This is a genomic window from Herbaspirillum sp. CF444, from assembly GCF_000282135.1.
Taxonomy (GTDB): domain Bacteria; phylum Pseudomonadota; class Gammaproteobacteria; order Burkholderiales; family Burkholderiaceae_D; genus Herbaspirillum.
In genome coordinates, this window is the sequence record NZ_AKJW01000067.1 from 17,079 (window position 1) to 34,144 (window position 17,066).

Genomic DNA, 17,066 nt, shown 5'->3' on the forward strand with positions numbered 1-17,066 from the left:
TTCGCAGAATATCTTTCGGTTGCTTTTTGTGCATTGTCTAATTCATACGACGGTACATACCGCCTGGCAAACATTCGACAACACCATCCAGTTCCAGCGTCAACAAATGCGCATTCAATGCGGCGGCATCGAGCCCGCTGCGCATGCTCAACATGTCGCCCGCGATCGGATCGAAACCCATTGCTTTCAACACGACGTCTTCGTCGCGATTATCCGTCGGCACCTGCAATGACGACGACAGCGACAAGTTGCCGAGCTCGTCGAGAATGTCTTGCGCCGACTCGACCAGCTTGGCGCCCTGCTTGATCAACAGGTGGCATCCTTTGGACAGCGGCGCATGAATCGAGCCCGGAATCGCGAACACGTCTCGCCCCTGCTCCGCCGCCATTCTTGCCGTGATCAGCGAACCCGATTGCGCCGCCGCTTCCACTACCAGCACGGCGCGCGACAACCCCGAAATGATCCGATTGCGGCGCGGGAAATTGCTGGCGATCGGCGGCATGCCGAGCGGGTATTCGCTGACGATGCATCCTTCTTCGGCGAGACGATGCGCGAGGGCGCGGTTACGCGCCGGGTAGACGATGTCGAGTCCGGTGCCGATCACCCCCACGGTCGAGCCGCTGCCGCGCAAGCCGCCCTCGTGCGCCGCGGCGTCGATGCCGAGCGCCAGGCCCGACACAATGGTCAGTCCTGCGCGGCTGGCCGCGTCGGAAAATCGCTCGCTGTTTTGTATCCCTTGCGCGGTGGCGTTGCGGCTGCCGACCACGGCGAGCGACGTTGCCGCCAGCAGTTCCGCACGACCTTTTATATAGAGCAGCACCGGCGGATCCGGAATGTTGAGCAAGGCTTGCGGATAGCCGGCATCGGCCAGCGTGACGATGCGATTATCGGGCTCTCCCACCCAGGCGAGCGTGCGCTCGATATGGTTTTGCATCATCGCCGACGGCGGCTTCAGCAAGGCGCGCGCGATGCGCTCCGTCACCACCGTGCTCAGCGCAACAACATCGGCGGCGAAGATGTCCGAGGGCATGCCGAAGGCCGTCAACAACCGGCGGGCGGCTTCCACGCCGACGCCTTCGGTTTGCGTGAGACGGAGCCAGTCGGACAGCTCCGTTGTGTCGTTCAGATAAGCATTATTCAACATCCTTGGCGCTCATTCTTTCTTGCCGTGGCGCGTACGCCTTATCCCCCACCTGCACCGGTTCGCGCGCTTGTGTGATCAAGCCGTACGAAACACGGTCGTAGACCCGGACAATCAGCAAAACGCCACGCGGCTCTTCGGGCAGCGTTGGTATCGATGACGTTTGCGATGATTGCCGAATTGTTTGCGCGGCGGACAAGCTCAGCAGCAAGCCCTCGCGGATGTGGTCGCGCACGCCCTTGTTGATCGCCACGACCTGATGTTGCATCGCCTGGCCGGCGCCGTCTGCAATCGTCACGATCAGCGCGTCGACTGCCTGCGGCGAGCGATAGGGAACGATGGTGATGCTATGCGGCGCTTCGCGCGGCTGGGCAATCAGGCGATCGCCGACCGTGATTTCGCGGTTGGCATCGGTGATCAGAAAACGATGCAGCCCGTCGCTTGTTTGTTCCAGCAACGTCGCCGTACCAACCGGCGCGACCTCGTCGCCCAGATAGTCTTTACTGACCGGATCCAGCAAGCGCCGGACCGTCCGCACGAGACGAAATTCGGATGCGCCGCGCAACTCGCCCTGCACGACGATCTTGTCGCCCCCGGCCAGATACGCGCGCCGTTCATGCGCGGCGACGATACGCGGCGCGCTTTCCAACACGGTGGCGTCGATCACCATCGGCAAGTTCTGCAAAGGCGCCAGCATGCGGCTGCTTATCGCCGCGACGGGTGCCGGCGGCAATGCGCTGCTCCTGATTGTCGGCGCCTTGTGCACCGTGGGCAACAGGGGCTCTTGCGCGTCCGGGGATGTTGAACAAACATCGCCGGCGAGGCCAAACAAGAGGAAGGTCAGTCCGGCTATGCTAAAATTTTTCACGAATTGCCCCTCAGTGCGGCAAATTGCGGCGCACGCCAGAATCGGCCAAAAGTCTTTTTTGTTGCAACATTGACAATAAAAGCAGATTCTGCCGACAAATCCTTGAACTAGCAAGAACAACCCACAGCTATCACTCAGTGCTATCTCGATGGCTCAGTGAGTAAATACGTATGGCCTTATTGAATATCCTCCGCTACCCGGACCCCCGACTGCATAAAATCGCCAAGCCCGTCACCGTGTTTGACGATCGTCTCAAGAAGCTGGTCGCCGACATGGCCGAAACCATGTACGACGCGCCCGGCGTCGGCCTGGCCGCGACCCAGATCGACGTGCACGAGCAAGTCATCGTCATCGACGTCTCCGACGCCAGCAACGAACTGCGCGTGTTCATCAATCCGGAAATCACCTGGTCCAGCGAAGAGAAACAGGTCTACGACGAAGGCTGCCTGTCGGTGCCCGGCATCTACGACGGCGTCGAGCGTCCGGCACGCGTGAAAGCCCGCGCCCTGGATGCGGACGGCAAGGAATTCGAAGTGGAAGCCGACGGCCTGCTGGCGGTCTGCATCCAGCATGAAATGGATCACCTCAAGGGCAAGGTGTTCGTGGAATATCTGTCGCCGCTCAAGCGCAACCGCATCAAGACCAAGCTGTTGAAAGAAGAACGTGCGTTGAAACGGGGTTGACAGTCAACGTCCCCTCCTTTTCTCCTCATGACGCGCTGATTTGATGTAATCACGCCTCCTTCTCCTGCTGCTCCATTGCAAAGCAGCAGGCAAATCTTCCAAACGACTCCCCCGGCATCTCCTCTTCTCAAGGAATTGCGCCCTGACGTCAGCGCCATTTCCTCTCGACGCCAATGCACTCATCACAAAAATATCCTGAAACTCTAGAAATATTATTAAAAAAATAATATTGTTTCTATATGACAATCATTTGCATTTACAAAGAAATTCCTTAATGGCAATATTTTCTCGTCATGTCATTTTGACATGACTGGTTAAATTACTCATTTACAAGGAAAACGAAATGCAAGAACTTTCCATGCAAGAAGTCAGTGAAGTTTCTGGCGCCGGCTTAGTGATTCCTACCTTTCCAGCTGGACCAGGTCTGGTCGCAGGCGTATCCACCATTCTGGCCGGTGCCGGCTTCATTATCGGCGTGGCGGGCGCGAATGTCGCGTTGGGCCTGACTGAAGCATTGGGCTGGCCACACCCGGCGCCCTACTACGGCCCTGGCGTTTAAAAGATAGACCCGGATCCTTGGCGGCGCGTCGCCAAGGATTGCGCAGCATGCCATGCCCATGGCGCCTGTTTCCGACTTTCCCGTTTTTTCCCGTTTTTTCCCATTTTTTCCCGTTTGCCGCGTTCCCTGCTTCTCCGTCGCCAATCGCCAAGCAGTCGTTTTCACAAGTCCTCCGCTTCCATTTACAGGCGACAATCCTGCCCCTCAGATGCAAACCGAACCTCATCTTTTCCGATCGCAAGCCATACAAGCGCAACAACACAAATGTCTGGGCGATATCATTCTGGTTCGTCCTTTGTCGTTTCATGTTCTGACAGGTCTGATAAGCATTTTCGTCATGTTGCTGGCAAGCTTCCTTATTGTCGGCACCTATACCCAGCGCAGCACGGTCAGCGGACAACTCCTTCCCAGTACGGGGCTAGTCAAGGTTTATTCGTCTCAGGTCGGCCTGGTGCAGGAAAAATATATCGTGGAAGGGCAGTCGGTCAAACGCGGCGACATTTTGTACGTGCTCTCCAGCGAACGCCATAGCCGCACCCAGGGAAATACGCAAGAGACCATCAGCCGGCAGGTGGAGTTGCGCCAGCAATCGGTGCAAGGAGAACTGGGGAAAACCCGTTTGCTGCAGCAGGAAGAACGGCGCGCCCTGACGCAAAAAATCGCCACCATGCAAGCGGAACTGAGCCAACTGGACAGTCAGATAGAAGGACAAAGCTTGCGCGTCCGTCTTGCGGAAGAAAACGTGGTGCGCTATCGCGATCTGTTTGCGCGTCACTACATCTCCAAGGAAATGCTGCAACAAAAGGAAATCGACCAACTCGACCAAAGCAACCGGCTGCAAGGCCTGGAACGAGAAAAAATCGGCATCCGACGCGAATTGGGCAACCAGCAACATGAACTCGCCGGCCTGTCCCTCCGACAACAAAACCAGTTGTCGCAAATCGACCGCACTCTGATCAATCTCAAGCAAGAACTCGCCGAAAGCGAGGCAAAACGCCGGCTGGCCGTCATCGCGCCGGAGAACGGCACCGCGACGGCCATCATTGCCGAACCGGGGCAAACCGTCGATGCCGACAAACCGCTGCTCAATATCATTCCGAGCGGGGCCAACCTGCAAGCGCAGCTCTATGTCCCCAGCAAAGCGATCGGCTTCGTCAAAACCGGAGACACGGTGTTGTTGCGCTATCAGGCGTATCCATACCAAAAATTCGGCCATGCCAAAGGCATCGTCGCCGCCATTTCCAAAACAGCATTGCCGATCGGAGATCTCAATTTGCCATTCGTGCCAACGACAAACGGACTCTCTGCCGCTTCGAACGAACCGCTCTACCGCATCACCGTCAATCTGGCGCGACAAGCGATCGACGCCTACGGCAAAGCGCAGCCGCTGCAATCCGGAATGCTGCTCGACGCCGATATCCTGCTGGACCGGCGACGCCTGTACGAATGGGCGCTCGAACCGCTGTACAGCCTGTCCGGCAAATTCCAGTCCTGATCATGTCCTTTCTGAACCGCCTGAACCTCGGATCTGTTTCCCGGCTCTCGCTGATCCTGCAAACGGAAACTTCCGAATGCGGACTGGCGTGCCTGGGCATGATCGCCGGATATCACGGCTACCGCACCGACATGAATACACTGCGCCGCCGTTTCTCCATTTCATTGAAAGGAGCGACGCTGGCGCATCTGATGCGCATGGCGAACGAACTGGAGCTGTCCAGTCGCCCTCTCAAACTGGACATTCAGGACCTGTCGAATCTGCGTTTGCCCTGCATCCTGCACTGGAACTTCCATCACTTCGTCGTTCTGAAAGAAGTCGGTCGTAAAAGCATCACCATCTACGATCCGGGCGTCGGCATCCGTAAACTGCCGCCGGAGGAAGTCTCCAAAGCCTTCACCGGCGTCGCGCTCGAACTATGGCCCGGGGCAAACTTCAAACCGCAAGAGATAAAACAGCACGTCAGTATCCGCAACATGATGGGACGCGTCACCGGCTTGCGCCGCTCGTTCGCGCAAATCCTGTTGCTCGCTCTCGGGCTGGAACTGTTTTCCCTGGTCAGCCCTTTTTATATGCAATGGGTGCTGGATAACGTACTGGTTGCATCGGACAGCAATCTGCTGACAACGCTCGCTCTCGGCTTCGCCCTGCTGGTGCTGGTGCAGCAAACCGCCAGCGCCATACGATCCTGGATGTTGATCTACATGGGCACCATGCTGAACATTCAATGGCGCAGCAATGTTTTCATGCATCTGATCCGCCTGCCCGTCACCTATTTCGAAAAACGCCATCTGGGCGATGTCGTATCGCGATTCGGTTCCGTGGACGCCATCCAGAAAACCTTGACGACCTCATTTCTCGAAGCGCTTCTCGACGGGCTGATGACCGTCGTCACGCTGGTCATGATGTTCATCTACAGTCCGGTGCTGCCCTGGATTTCATTGGGCGCCATGGCGCTCTATGCGTTGGGACGATGGATCTGGTACGCACCGTTGCGCAATGCCACCGAAGAACAACTGATCCACGCCGCCAAACAGCAGAGCCACTTTCTGGAAACCATGCGCGGCATCAAAACGATCAAGCTGTTTCAACGACAGGAAGAACGTCACGCCTCATGGCTGACAACACTCATCGATCAGATCAATGCCGACCTGCGGTCGCAGAAAATGCAACTGTTTTACCGCGCCTTCAACGGCACCTTATTCGGTCTGGAACGCATTCTGGTCATCTGGATGGGCGCCGGACTGGTCATCAAAGGCGCATTCACCGCCGGCGTGCTGATTGCATTCAGCGCCTACCGCGAACAGTTCAATAATCGCATCAGCTCTTTGATCGACAAACTGTTCGAAGTCAACATGTTACGCCTGCAAGGGGAACGACTGGCCGACATTGTTTTTTCCGAGCAAGAAATCACTGCTCCCGCGAACAGACTCCAGGAAGATGGCAACGCCATCGCCGCATCGATCGAATTGATCGACGTGCATTTCCGCTATGCCGAACAAGAACCTCTGGTTCTCAACGGTATCGATCTGAAAATTACCCCTGGAGAGTCCATCGCCATCGTCGGCCCATCGGGCTGCGGCAAATCGACATTGACGAATCTGATGCTTGGCGTGCTTCCGCTCACCCGGGGGGAAATCTTCATCGGCGGCATCCCCTTGCAACAGATCGGCCTTGATCGTCTGCGCGGCATGGTCGGCACGGTCATGCAGGACGACGTTCTGTTTGCGGGCTCCATTGCCGACAACATCAGTTTCTTCGACGCCGATGCCGATCCCTACTGGATACAGCAATGTGCGGCCATGGCCGCCATCGATACCGAAATTGCGGCCATGCCGATGAAATACAACACATTGGTGGGCGATATGGGAACGGTGCTTTCCGGCGGACAGAAACAACGCATCCTGCTCTCCCGCGCCCTGTACAAGAAACCTCGCATCCTGTTTCTCGACGAAGCGACCAGCCACCTCGACATCGAACGCGAACAACAGGTCAACACGTCGGTAAAAATGCTCGACATCACACGCATCATCATTGCACATCGGCCCGAAACGATTGCCTCGGCAAATCGCATCGTGGTGCTGCACCAGGGCAAGATAGTTCAAGACATGCGCATGCCGGAAACTTGAGAAGCTTCAAAATCACGCTGGCGAGGCGCACCGATACCGACAGTGCGAAGACGATGCAAGGCGGCGCAACAGTCCCTACGCCCGACGAAATCTCATCACCTCATCCCCGCCCAATTCACGCGTCAATACACCGTCGAACCACAGCTTGTGCAAATGCGCGACCGCCTCGCCCAACGCAAAACTGAGCTGGTGCGTATCCAGCGGCCGCTTGAACATCACCGGCAAAATATCCACCGCCGACTGCGGCGTGGCACAAGCTTCCACCACTTCCGCCAGGCGCGCGCGGTGATGATCATTCAGTTGCGCGATGCGCGTATGCAATCCGCGGAACGGCTTGCCATGCGATGGCAACACCAGCGTATCGGCGGCAACATCCGCATATTTTTTCAGTGAATCCAGATACTGCTGCACCGGATTGGCTTCCGGCTCGATGGCGAATACCGAAACATTGGTGGAGATGCGCGGCAGCACCATGTCGCCTGAAACCAGCAGACGCACATCGTCGGCATACAGGGACACATGTTCCGGCGAATGGCCGAAACCGGTGATCACGCGCCAGTCCCGACCGCCGATGCGCACCGCGTGCTGATCCTGCAGGCGCGTGTACGACAGCGGCACGCCCGGCACCAGATTCTGATAGTAGTTGTTGCGTCCGGACAATTTATCGATCAGCTCGGCATCGGTCAAACCATGCCGGCGGAAATGCGGCGCCGCCGCCGTGCCGTCCGCGCCCGGCAAACCCGCCGACATCAGCCGCGCAAAAGCGTATTCGCCGGCGCTCATCAACAATGACGCGTTCCAGCGCTTGCACAGCCAGTCGGCCAGGCCGACGTGGTCAGGATGGCAATGCGTGACCAGCACGCGAATGATCGGCAAGCCGCGCAGTTGCGTGGCGAAAATGCTTTCCCAGCTTTCTTTCGTGGCATCGGTGGCGATGCCGCAATCGACCGCCGTCCAGCCGCGCACGCGCCCGGCTGGGGTCTCGATCTCGTCTTCCAGCAGCCACAGATTGATGTGATCCAGCGCAAACGGCAGCCCCATGCGCAGCCACAAGATGCCGGGCGCGACTTCCAGGGTTGTGCCCAGGGCGGGCAAAGTGTCGCCGAAGGCGTATTCGAGCTGGGATTCAAGAGCGTTCATGGATACCTGACGGGGACCTGGCTGCAATCGCGAGATTGCATTGCGTTGTCAAATTTGCAAAACACGAAGAAATATTTTCATTTTTTGCAGAGCAGCCTACAATATACTTTACGTTAACGTAAAGTGCCACTTCCACCCGAGAAACCGCCACGAGTCATCGCCCAGAGATCATGCCGACCTACACCATTACCGAGCTGGCAAAAGAATTCGACATCACGCCGCGCGCGATCCGGTTCTATGAAGATCAGGGCTTGCTGAGTCCGAAGCGCGAAGGCAGCGGTGGCCGCAACCGGGTCTATGCCGCGCGCGAACGCACCCGCCTCAAGCTCACCCTGCGCGGCAAGCGTCTCGGCCTGACTCTCTCGGAAATCAAGAACCTGGTTGACATGTACGAGTCGCCCAAGGACACCGAAGCGCAGCTCAAACGCTTCCTCGGCGTGCTCGCCCAGCATCGCGAAAAACTGGAACGCCAGCGCGAAGACCTCGAAGTGACGCTGGAGGAAATCGCCGCCCACGAAGCCGAATGCCTGCAATTGCTGGACACCGACTTGCCGCAAAAATCACCGGCCAAGCGCACCGTGCGCCCTGCCGCCGCCCGAAAATCCGCCTGACCCCATGAACATAGATTGCTTATTATTTAGGCACGTTGCGCACTTCAATTGACGTTAACGTAAAGTATATAAACCATAACGCATCCATCCAAAAAACGAGGAGACACAACATGATCCATCTGCCAGGTTTGACCTTCGATCACGGAGAAGACATTGCCGCCCTGCGCGAAAGCGTGGCGGCATTCGCCCAGGCTGAAATCGCGCCGCGCGCGGCGGAAATCGACCGCAGCGACCAGTTTCCGATGGATCTGTGGAAGAAGATGGGCGACCTCGGCGTGCTCGGCATCACCGCCGACGAAGAATACGGCGGCGCCGCCATGGGCTATCTCGCGCACGTCGTCGCATTGGAAGAAATCTCGCGCGCCTCGGCCTCGGTCGGCCTGTCCTACGGCGCGCACTCCAACCTGTGCGTGAACCAGATCAAGCGCAATGGCACCGCCGAGCAAAAGAACAAGTACCTGCCGAAGCTGATCTCGGGCGACTTCATCGGCGCGCTCGCCATGTCCGAACCCAACGCCGGCTCCGACGTCGTCAGCATGAAGCTGCGCGCCGACAAGAAGGGCGACCGCTATGTTCTCAACGGCAGCAAGATGTGGATCACCAACGGCCCCGATGCCGACGTGCTGGTGGTGTACGCCAAGACCGACCTGGAAGCAGGCGCACGCGGCATGACCGCCTTCCTGGTGGAAAAGGGCTTCAAGGGATTCTCGATCGCGCAAAAGCTCGACAAGCTCGGCATGCGCGGTTCGCACACCGGCGAACTGGTGTTCCAGGACTGCGAAGTACCGGCGGAGAACGTGCTCGGCGGCATCGAAGGGGTTGGAAGGGGCGTCAACGTGCTGATGTCCGGCCTCGACTACGAACGTACCGTGCTGTCCGGAGGACCGCTGGGCATCATGCAGGCCTGCATGGACGTCGTCGTGCCCTATGTGCATGACCGCAAGCAGTTCGGCCAGGCCATCGGCGAGTTCCAACTGATGCAGGGCAAGATCGCCGACATGTATTCGACCATGATGGCGTGCAAGGCTTATGTCTACGCCGTCGGCCAGGCCTGCGACCGCGCCAGGACGCCCGATGCGGCGCGCGCCCTGCGCAAGGATGCCGCCGGCGCTATCCTCTACTCAGCGGAGAAAGCCACCTGGATGGCCGGCGAGACCATTCAGGCCCTGGGCGGCAACGGCTACATCAACGACTACCCGGCCGGCCGCCTGTGGCGCGACGCCAAGTTGTACGAAATCGGCGCCGGCACCAGCGAAATCCGCCGCATGCTGATCGGCCGCGAGCTGTTTGCCGAAACCATGTAAGCAACGACGAGAGCCATATGCTGTTCTTGAAGCATCTCTCAGTTAAGCCTCATTGCCGTCGTCCCAGCGAACGCTGGGACCCAGTGTCGCAAAGAACATTGATACGACGCTGGTTCCTGACTTTCGTCAGGACGACAGCACTACCAAGTTTGCTGCGTAAAAGCGTTATTCAGATTTCACTATTTCCATACTTTGTTCACGTATTTCATTGACTAGCCAGCAGGAGAAGATCATGCAAGACCGCATTGAAGATCCCATCGTTATCGTCGGCGCCGCGCGCACTCCCATGGGCGCCTTCCAGGGCGAATTGTCGGCATTGAACGCCAGCGACCTCGGCGCCGCCGCCATCAAGGCCGCGCTGGAACGCGCCGGCGTCGCGCCCGATCAGGTGCAGGACGTCTTGTTCGGCAACTGCCTGATGGCCGGACAAGGCCAGGCGCCTGCGCGTCAGGCGGCGATCAAGGCCGGCATTCCTGTTTCCGCCGGCGCCGTGACACTGTCGAAGATGTGCGGCTCGGCCATGCAAGCCGCCATGTTCGGCTACGACTCCATCCTCGCCGGCACCAATGACATCGTCGTCGCCGGCGGCATGGAATCGATGACCAACGCGCCTTACCTGATTCCGAAAGCACGCGGCGGCTATCGCATCGGCCACGGCATGATTTACGACCACATGATGCTCGACGGCCTGGAAGACGCCTACGACAAGGGTCGCGCCATGGGCACCTTCGGCGAAGACTGCGCGGCGAAATACCACTTCACGCGCGACGACCAGGATGCCTTTGCGATCGCTTCGGTCAAGCGCGCGCAGCAAGCCACCGCCGACGGCTCCTTTCAATGGGAGATCGCACCGGTGACCGTTGCCACCCGCGCCGGCGATGTCGTCATCGACACCGATGAAGGTCCGCGCAAAGCCAAGGTCGAAAAGATCCCGACGCTCAAGGCCGCCTTCAAGAAAGACGGCACCATCACCGCCGCTTCGTCGTCGTCCATCAACGACGGCGCCGCCGCCCTCGTACTGATGCGCGAATCGACCGCGAAAAAACTCGGCTGCACGCCGATCGCCCGCATCGTCGGCCATGCGCGCCATTCGCAGGAACCGAACTGGTTCACCACCGCGCCGATCGGCGCCATCAACAACCTGTACAAGAAAACCGGCTGGAGCACCGCCGACGTCGACCTGTTCGAAATCAACGAAGCCTTTGCCGCCGTGCCGATGGCCGCGATGAAGGAACTCGGCATCACCCACGACAAGGTCAACATCCACGGCGGCGCCTGTGCGCTGGGCCATCCCATCGGCGCTTCGGGTGCGCGCATCATCGTCACGCTGATCGGCGCACTGAAGAAGACCGGCGGCAAGCGCGGCGTGGCGTCGCTGTGCATCGGCGGCGGCGAAGGCACGGCGCTGGCGATCGAGCTGGTCTGAACCGGTCAGGGAAAAACATGAGCGATCAAAGAACCCCCATCGATTTTTATTTCGACTTCAGCTCGCCCTACGGCTATTTCGGCTCGCTGCATATCGAAAAACTGGCGGCGCAATACGGCCGCACGGTCAACTGGCATGCAATTCTGCTCGGGCCGGTGTTCAAGGTGATGGGCATTGCGCCGATCGCCAACGTTCCCCTGAAAGGCGATTATTCGCACCACGACATGGAACGCAGCGCGCGCTTTCACAACATCCTGTTCAAGCGGCCAGACGTGTTGCCGATTTCTTCGCAGCACGCGGCGCGCGCGGTGTTGTGGACACAGAAGAACGATGCAGCCAAAGCCGTCAACCTCATCCACACGCTGTACAGCGCCTACTTCACCGAAAACATCGACATCAGCAAACTCGAGACGGTGCTGCGCATCGCCGGCGACGTCGGCATTGATGCCGACAAACTGACGGCGGCGCTGAACGACGACGTCATCAAGGATGCCTTGAAAGCGGAGGTCGCGGCTTCCATCGAGCACGGCGTGTTCGGCTCGCCGTTCGTGATCGTCGACGGCGAATCGTTCTGGGGCTTCGATCGCTTCGGCCAGCTCGAGGTTTTTTTGAAGAATGGAAAGATTTGATGGCGGGTAAACCGGACAAACAGACCTGTCCCTGCGGCAAAGGCATCTATGACGTCTGCTGCGGGCGCTTCATCTCCGGCGCAACGGTTCCGGAGACGGCCGAGCAACTGATGCGTTCGCGCTATACGGCGTTCTCATTGCGTGAAGAAGCGTATCTGCGTTCGACCTGGCATCCCGACACGCTGCCGGACGAACCGATCACGGCGGAGAGCGACGTGAAGTGGATAGGCCTTGACGTGATCAAGCACAAGCACTTGAAAGATAACGACAGGGACACCGACGAAGCAACGGTGGAATTCGTCGCCCGCTTCAAGGTCGGCGGCCGCGCGCATCGTCTGCACGAGGTGAGCAGCTTCGTGCGCCAGCCGGATGCCGCAGGGGTGGCGCGCTGGTATTACGTCGACGGCGCGTTCCCCGACGACGAATAAAAAATACATTGAGACAGAGGATCACCATGCCGCAACTCGACAGCAAACTGAACACGCGCAGCGAAGACTTCCAGAGCAACACGGCGGCGATGCAAGCCATCGTCGACGACCTGAAAGAGAAGATCGCCGTCATCGCGCAAGGCGGGGGCGAAACCGCGCGCAACAAGCATCTGGCGCGCGGCAAATTGTTGCCGCGCGACCGCGTGCAGATGCTGCTCGATCCGGGCACGCCCTTCCTTGAATTCTCGCAACTGGCCGCCTACGGCATGTATCAGGAAAAGGAAGGCAAGGATGCGGCGCCGTCAGCCGGCATCATCACCGGCATCGGCCGCGTCGCCGGACAGGAATGCGTGATCGTCTGCAACGACGCCACCGTCAAGGGCGGCACCTATTATCCGATGACCGCCAAGAAGCATTTGCGCGCGCAAGAGATCGCCGAATTCAATCACCTGCCCTGCATCTACCTCGTCGACAGCGGCGGCGCCAATTTGCCGAATCAGGATGAAGTCTTTCCCGACCGCGATCACTTCGGCCGCATCTTCTTCAACCAGGCCAACCTGTCGGCCAAGGGCATTCCGCAGATCGCGGTGGTGATGGGCTCGTGCACCGCCGGCGGCGCGTACGTGCCGGCGATGAGCGACGAATCCATCATCGTCAAGGACCAGGGCACCATCTTCCTCGCCGGCCCGCCACTGGTGAAAGCCGCCACCGGCGAAGTCGTCACGGCGGAGGAACTGGGCGGCGGCGATGTGCACACGCGTCTGTCCGGCGTGGTCGATCATCTCGCGCAAAACGACCTGCACGCGCTGTCGATTGCGCGCAGCATCGTCGGCAACCTCAATCGCAGCAAGCCGCAGCAACTCGCAATGCGCGAACCGGTAGAACCGAACTATCCGGCGCGCGAACTCTACGGCATCATCCCGACCGATACGCGCAAACCTTTCGACGTGCGCGAAGTGATTGCGCGCGTGGTCGACGGCAGCGAGTTCGACGAATTCAAGGCGCGCTACGGCGCCACGCTGGTGTGCGGCTTCGCGCATCTGTACGGCATGCCTGTCGGCATCATCGCCAACAACGGCATCCTGTTTTCCGAATCGGCGCTCAAGGGCGCGCACTTCATCGAACTGTGCTGCCAGCGCAAGATCCCGCTGATCTTTTTGCAGAACATCACCGGCTTCATGGTCGGCAAAAAATACGAAAACGAAGGCATCGCGCGCAACGGCGCCAAGATGGTGACGGCGGTATCGACGGCGGCGGTGCCGAAGCTGACGATGATCATCGGCGGCAGTTTCGGCGCGGGCAACTACGGCATGTGCGGCCGCGCATTTTCACCGCGCTTCCTGTGGATGTGGCCGAATGCGCGCATCTCGGTGATGGGCGGCGAACAGGCGGCCAGCGTGCTGGCCACCGTCAAGCGCGACGGCATCGAATCCAAGGGCGGCAACTGGTCGGCGGAAGAAGAAGCCGCCTTCAAAACGCCGATCCGCGAACAATACGAACATCAGGGCCATCCCTATTACGCCTCGGCGCGCCTGTGGGACGACGGCGTGATCGATCCTGCCGACACGCGCATGGTGCTCGGGCTGGGATTGAGCGCGGCGTTGAATGCGCCGATAGAAGAGACGAAGTTCGGTGTTTTCCGGATGTAATCCGCCACGACAGAATAAACAGAATTGACGTCTGAGGAGACAAGATGTTCAGCAAAATCCTGATCGCCAATCGCGGCGAAATCGCCTGCCGGGTGGCCGAGACCGCGCGCAAGCTCGGCATCAAGACCGTCGCCGTGTATTCGGAAGCGGACGCGCAGGCCAAGCATGTCGCTGCCTGCGACGAAGCCGTGCTGATCGGCCCGGCGCCGGCCAAGGAAAGCTATCTGCTGGGCGACAAGATCATCGCCGTGGCGCTGGCGACCGGTGCGCAAGCGATCCATCCCGGCTACGGCTTCTTGTCCGAGAACGCCGGCTTCGCCGAAGCCTGTGCCAAGGCAGGGCTGGTCTTCATCGGGCCGCCGGCGTCGGCGATCCATGCGATGGGATCGAAGTCGGCGGCCAAGGCCTTGATGGAAAAAGCCAAGGTGCCGCTGGTCCCCGGCTATCACGGCGACAATCAGGATGCCGATTTCCTGCAAAAGGAAGCCGACCGCATCAGCTATCCGGTGCTGCTCAAGGCGAGCGCGGGCGGCGGCGGCAAGGGCATGCGCATCGTCGGGAAATCGGAAGACTTCAAGGCCGCGCTGGCGTCGTGCAAGCGCGAGGCGATCAACAGCTTCGGCGACGACAAGGTGCTGGTGGAACGCTACCTGACACGCCCGCGCCATATCGAGATCCAGGTGTTCGCCGACAGCCATGGCGAATGCGTCTATCTGTTCGAACGCGATTGCTCGGTGCAGCGTCGCCATCAGAAGGTGCTGGAAGAAGCCCCCGCTCCCGGCATGAGCGAAGAGCGCCGCCGCGCCATGGGCGAAGCGGCCGTGGCCGCAGCAAAGGCGGTCGGCTACGTCGGCGCAGGCACTGTGGAATTCATTGCAAACCAGGACGGCTCGTTCTACTTCATGGAAATGAACACGCGCCTGCAGGTCGAGCATCCCGTGACTGAAATGATCACCGGCCTCGATCTGGTGGAGTGGCAACTGCGCGTGGCCTCCGGTGAGCACCTGCCGCTGCGCCAGGAGCAATTGCAACTCAACGGCCACGCCATCGAAGCGCGCATTTATGCCGAGAATCCGGAGAAAGGCTTCCTGCCCTCGATCGGCACGTTGCGCTATCTGCATACGCCGCCTGCCGTGCACTTCCGTGTCGACAGCCACGTGCAGACACCGGCGGCGGTGCGCATCGATTCCGGCGTGCGCGAAGGCGATGCGATTTCACCGTTCTACGATCCGATGATCGCCAAGCTGATCGTCTGGGGCAAGGACCGCGCCGCCGCTCTGGCCAACATGGCGGCGGCGCTGGCGCAGTACCGCATCGTCGGACTCGCCACCAACATCGGTTTCCTGCAACGCTTGATTGCCGGGCAGGCGTTCTCCACGGCAGATCTTGATACCGGGTTGATCGAGCGCAATCACGATGCGCTGTTCCCTGCGCTGCAGCCTGCATCGACCGCCACGCTGGCAATGGCGGCTTCCTTGCTGCTGTCGCAAGAAGCGGAACGTGTCGGCGACAGCAGCAATCCATGGGCGCAAACCAGCGGCTGGCGCATGAACGGCAGCTTGCTGCGCGCATTGCAGTTCGCCGACGAGGCCGGTTCCTATCAGATTCATGTGGAATATCGCAGCAACCGGCAATGGATTCTGCATCGCGATGGCGTGCAGCACGCGCTGCGCTTTGACAAGCAGGGGGATGCAGACCTTCGCATCACGCTGGACGACTCCACGCTCGCGGGCAATGTCGTGCGCGACGCCGACATCTTCCACGTCTTCCATCAAGGCCGCCATGCCGTGCTGACCTGGGACGATCCGCTGGCGCACGCCGGCCACAGTGAAAGCGAAGGCGGCCGTCTGACGGCGCCGATGCCGGGCAAGATCGTCGCCGTGCTGGTCGAAAAGGGCCACAGCGTCGTCAAGGGCGCGCCGCTGCTGATCATGGAAGCGATGAAGATGGAGCATACGATTGCGGCGCCGGCCGATGGCGTCATCGACGAGCTGCTGTATCTGGTCGGCGACCAGGTGACGGAAGGCGCGCAGTTGCTGGCGTTCACGCCGGGCTGAGCACACGCTCATGCGCGCCCATCCCTACGGCCTGCCGTCCAGCGTGTATGTGCTTGAGCGCGGCTGGCTGTCGTCCAACAACGTGTTGCTTCTCGGCGCGCAAGAGACCGCGCTGGTCGACACCGGCTATGTCACGCACGCCGAGCAAACCCTGGCGCTGGTCGGACATGTATTGCACGAACAAGGCCGCGCGCCGCGACTCGACCGCATCGTCAACACGCATCTGCATTCCGATCACTGCGGCGGCAACGCCGCTTTGCAGGCGCGTTATCGCTGCCGCACCAGCATCCCGCATGCAGAGGCCGACAAGGTCGCGCGCTGGGACGAGGACGCGCTGAGCTACAAGGCAACCGGCCAGCAATGTCCGCGCTTTTCCTTCGACGACACCTTGCGGGACGGCGACACGCTGTTGCTCGGCGATCTGGAATGGAGCGCGCTCGCGGCGCCCGGTCACGATCCGCATTCGCTGATTCTGTACTGCGCACAGGAAGGCATCCTGATCTCTGCCGATGCCTTGTGGCAAAACGGCTTCGGCGTGATCTTTCCCGAACTGGACGGCGAGTCGGGCTTTGCCGAAGCGCGCGCGACGCTGGATCTGATCGCCAGGCTCGATGTGCGCGTGGTGATTCCCGGCCATGGCGCACCGTTCACGGAGGTGAAGCAGGCGCTGGCGACGGCTTATTCCCGCCTCGATTACCTGCGGGCCGATCCCTTGCGCAATGCGCAGAACAGCGTCAAGGTCATGCTCAAGTTCTTGCTGCTGGAAAGGCAGGCGATCCCCCTGCGCGAAGTCGCGGCGATGATGGCCGATATTCCTTTGCTGGCGCGCTGCAATCGCCGCTACTTCCGGCTCAGCGACGAGGCGCTGGCCGAGTGGACGAGCGCGCAGCTGATCAAGGCAGGCGCGGCGCGCAGCGACGGCCTTGCACTGCTGAATGCGGGGTGAC

Annotated in this window: 15 protein-coding genes; 12 read left to right on the forward strand and 3 right to left on the reverse strand. The window is 59.9% G+C overall.

Annotation, left to right across the window (positions count from 1 at the left end; genetic code table 11):
• Positions 1-37: 37 nt before the first annotated feature.
• Both dprA and PMI16_RS15640 read right to left on the reverse strand, forming a co-directional pair.
• Positions 38-1,144 carry a DNA-processing protein DprA gene (gene dprA, locus PMI16_RS15635; RefSeq protein ID WP_007881186.1) on the reverse strand — a complete coding sequence of 369 codons (1,107 nt, stop codon included), beginning with the start codon at positions 1,142-1,144 and terminating at the stop codon, positions 38-40.
• The gene (locus tag PMI16_RS15640) at positions 1,134-2,009 is read right to left on the reverse strand and encodes a hypothetical protein (RefSeq protein WP_007881191.1); all 876 of its coding nucleotides are present in this window, start codon (positions 2,007-2,009) and stop codon (positions 1,134-1,136) included. The genes dprA and PMI16_RS15640 overlap by 11 nt, the downstream gene beginning before the upstream one ends.
• Before the next feature lie 170 nt (positions 2,010-2,179).
• Here PMI16_RS15640 and def point away from each other — a divergent pair, with 170 nt between their 5' ends.
• The 4 genes from def to PMI16_RS15665 all read left to right on the forward strand — a co-directional run bounded on the left by def (position 2,180) and on the right by PMI16_RS15665 (position 6,875).
• Positions 2,180-2,692 carry a peptide deformylase gene (def, locus tag PMI16_RS15650; protein WP_007881201.1) on the forward strand — a complete coding sequence of 171 codons (513 nt, stop codon included), beginning with the start codon at positions 2,180-2,182 and terminating at the stop codon, positions 2,690-2,692.
• 343 nt (positions 2,693-3,035) lie between these two features.
• Positions 3,036-3,251, forward strand: coding sequence for a hypothetical protein (locus tag PMI16_RS15655; protein ID WP_007881203.1), 216 nt, complete (start codon positions 3,036-3,038; stop codon positions 3,249-3,251).
• A gap of 337 nt (positions 3,252-3,588) precedes the next feature.
• Entirely contained in the window at positions 3,589-4,746 is a 1,158-nt protein-coding gene (locus PMI16_RS15660; protein ID WP_007881213.1) for an HlyD family secretion protein, read from the forward strand.
• 2 nt (positions 4,747-4,748) lie between these two features.
• Positions 4,749-6,875 (forward strand): peptidase domain-containing ABC transporter, encoded by a 2,127-nt coding sequence (locus PMI16_RS15665; protein WP_007881215.1) that lies wholly within the window; start codon positions 4,749-4,751, stop codon positions 6,873-6,875.
• Between the two features lie 75 nt (positions 6,876-6,950).
• On the opposite strand, the gene PMI16_RS15670 is transcribed toward PMI16_RS15665, so the two are convergent.
• On the reverse strand, positions 6,951-8,015 hold the full coding sequence (locus PMI16_RS15670) for an MBL fold metallo-hydrolase (RefSeq protein WP_007881217.1): 1,065 nt from the start codon (positions 8,013-8,015) through the stop codon (positions 6,951-6,953).
• Positions 8,016-8,185: 170 nt separating this feature from the next.
• Here PMI16_RS15670 and PMI16_RS15675 point away from each other — a divergent pair, with 170 nt between their 5' ends.
• The 8 genes from PMI16_RS15675 (at position 8,186) to PMI16_RS15710 (ending at position 17,065) form a co-directional block, all read left to right on the forward strand.
• A complete protein-coding gene (locus PMI16_RS15675; protein ID WP_007881219.1) occupies positions 8,186-8,626 on the forward strand; it encodes a MerR family transcriptional regulator in 441 nt (146 codons plus the stop codon).
• 110 nt (positions 8,627-8,736) lie between these two features.
• Positions 8,737-9,930 carry an isovaleryl-CoA dehydrogenase gene (locus PMI16_RS15680; RefSeq protein WP_007881221.1) on the forward strand — a complete coding sequence of 398 codons (1,194 nt, stop codon included), beginning with the start codon at positions 8,737-8,739 and terminating at the stop codon, positions 9,928-9,930.
• 232 nt (positions 9,931-10,162) lie between these two features.
• Positions 10,163-11,356, forward strand: a complete 1,194-nt coding sequence (locus PMI16_RS15685) for an acetyl-CoA C-acetyltransferase (RefSeq protein ID WP_007881232.1) — start codon at positions 10,163-10,165, stop codon at positions 11,354-11,356.
• Between the two features lie 17 nt (positions 11,357-11,373).
• Positions 11,374-11,985 carry a 2-hydroxychromene-2-carboxylate isomerase gene (locus PMI16_RS15690; RefSeq protein ID WP_007881233.1) on the forward strand — a complete coding sequence of 204 codons (612 nt, stop codon included), beginning with the start codon at positions 11,374-11,376 and terminating at the stop codon, positions 11,983-11,985.
• Positions 11,985-12,413: a YchJ family protein gene (locus tag PMI16_RS15695; RefSeq protein WP_007881234.1), complete on the forward strand. Its 429-nt coding sequence runs from the start codon at positions 11,985-11,987 to the stop codon at positions 12,411-12,413. The genes PMI16_RS15690 and PMI16_RS15695 overlap by 1 nt, the downstream gene beginning before the upstream one ends.
• Positions 12,414-12,439: 26 nt before the next feature.
• Complete coding sequence (locus tag PMI16_RS15700) at positions 12,440-14,062, forward strand: carboxyl transferase domain-containing protein (protein ID WP_007881236.1); 1,623 nt, start codon at positions 12,440-12,442, stop codon at positions 14,060-14,062.
• A gap of 44 nt (positions 14,063-14,106) precedes the next feature.
• Positions 14,107-16,119, forward strand: coding sequence for an acetyl/propionyl/methylcrotonyl-CoA carboxylase subunit alpha (locus tag PMI16_RS15705; RefSeq protein ID WP_007881238.1), 2,013 nt, complete (start codon positions 14,107-14,109; stop codon positions 16,117-16,119).
• Positions 16,120-16,129: 10 nt separating this feature from the next.
• A complete protein-coding gene (locus PMI16_RS15710) occupies positions 16,130-17,065 on the forward strand; it encodes an MBL fold metallo-hydrolase (RefSeq protein ID WP_007881240.1) in 936 nt (311 codons plus the stop codon).
• Position 17,066 lies beyond the last annotated feature (1 nt).

Coding starts and splice junctions, on each gene's coding strand:
- def (WP_007881201.1), top strand. CDS start 2,180: ATGGCCTTATTGAATATCCTCCGCTACCCGGACCCCCGACTGCATAAA.
- PMI16_RS15700 (WP_007881236.1), top strand. CDS start 12,440: ATGCCGCAACTCGACAGCAAACTGAACACGCGCAGCGAAGACTTCCAG.
- PMI16_RS15655 (WP_007881203.1), top strand. CDS start 3,036: ATGCAAGAACTTTCCATGCAAGAAGTCAGTGAAGTTTCTGGCGCCGGC.
- PMI16_RS15690 (WP_007881233.1), top strand. CDS start 11,374: ATGAGCGATCAAAGAACCCCCATCGATTTTTATTTCGACTTCAGCTCG.
- PMI16_RS15710 (WP_007881240.1), top strand. CDS start 16,130: ATGCGCGCCCATCCCTACGGCCTGCCGTCCAGCGTGTATGTGCTTGAG.
- PMI16_RS15670 (WP_007881217.1), bottom strand. CDS start 8,015: ATGAACGCTCTTGAATCCCAGCTCGAATACGCCTTCGGCGACACTTTG.
- PMI16_RS15695 (WP_007881234.1), top strand. CDS start 11,985: ATGGCGGGTAAACCGGACAAACAGACCTGTCCCTGCGGCAAAGGCATC.
- dprA (WP_007881186.1), bottom strand. CDS start 1,144: ATGTTGAATAATGCTTATCTGAACGACACAACGGAGCTGTCCGACTGG.
- PMI16_RS15680 (WP_007881221.1), top strand. CDS start 8,737: ATGATCCATCTGCCAGGTTTGACCTTCGATCACGGAGAAGACATTGCC.
- PMI16_RS15665 (WP_007881215.1), top strand. CDS start 4,749: ATGTCCTTTCTGAACCGCCTGAACCTCGGATCTGTTTCCCGGCTCTCG.
- PMI16_RS15660 (WP_007881213.1), top strand. CDS start 3,589: ATGTTGCTGGCAAGCTTCCTTATTGTCGGCACCTATACCCAGCGCAGC.
- PMI16_RS15685 (WP_007881232.1), top strand. CDS start 10,163: ATGCAAGACCGCATTGAAGATCCCATCGTTATCGTCGGCGCCGCGCGC.
- PMI16_RS15705 (WP_007881238.1), top strand. CDS start 14,107: ATGTTCAGCAAAATCCTGATCGCCAATCGCGGCGAAATCGCCTGCCGG.
- PMI16_RS15675 (WP_007881219.1), top strand. CDS start 8,186: ATGCCGACCTACACCATTACCGAGCTGGCAAAAGAATTCGACATCACG.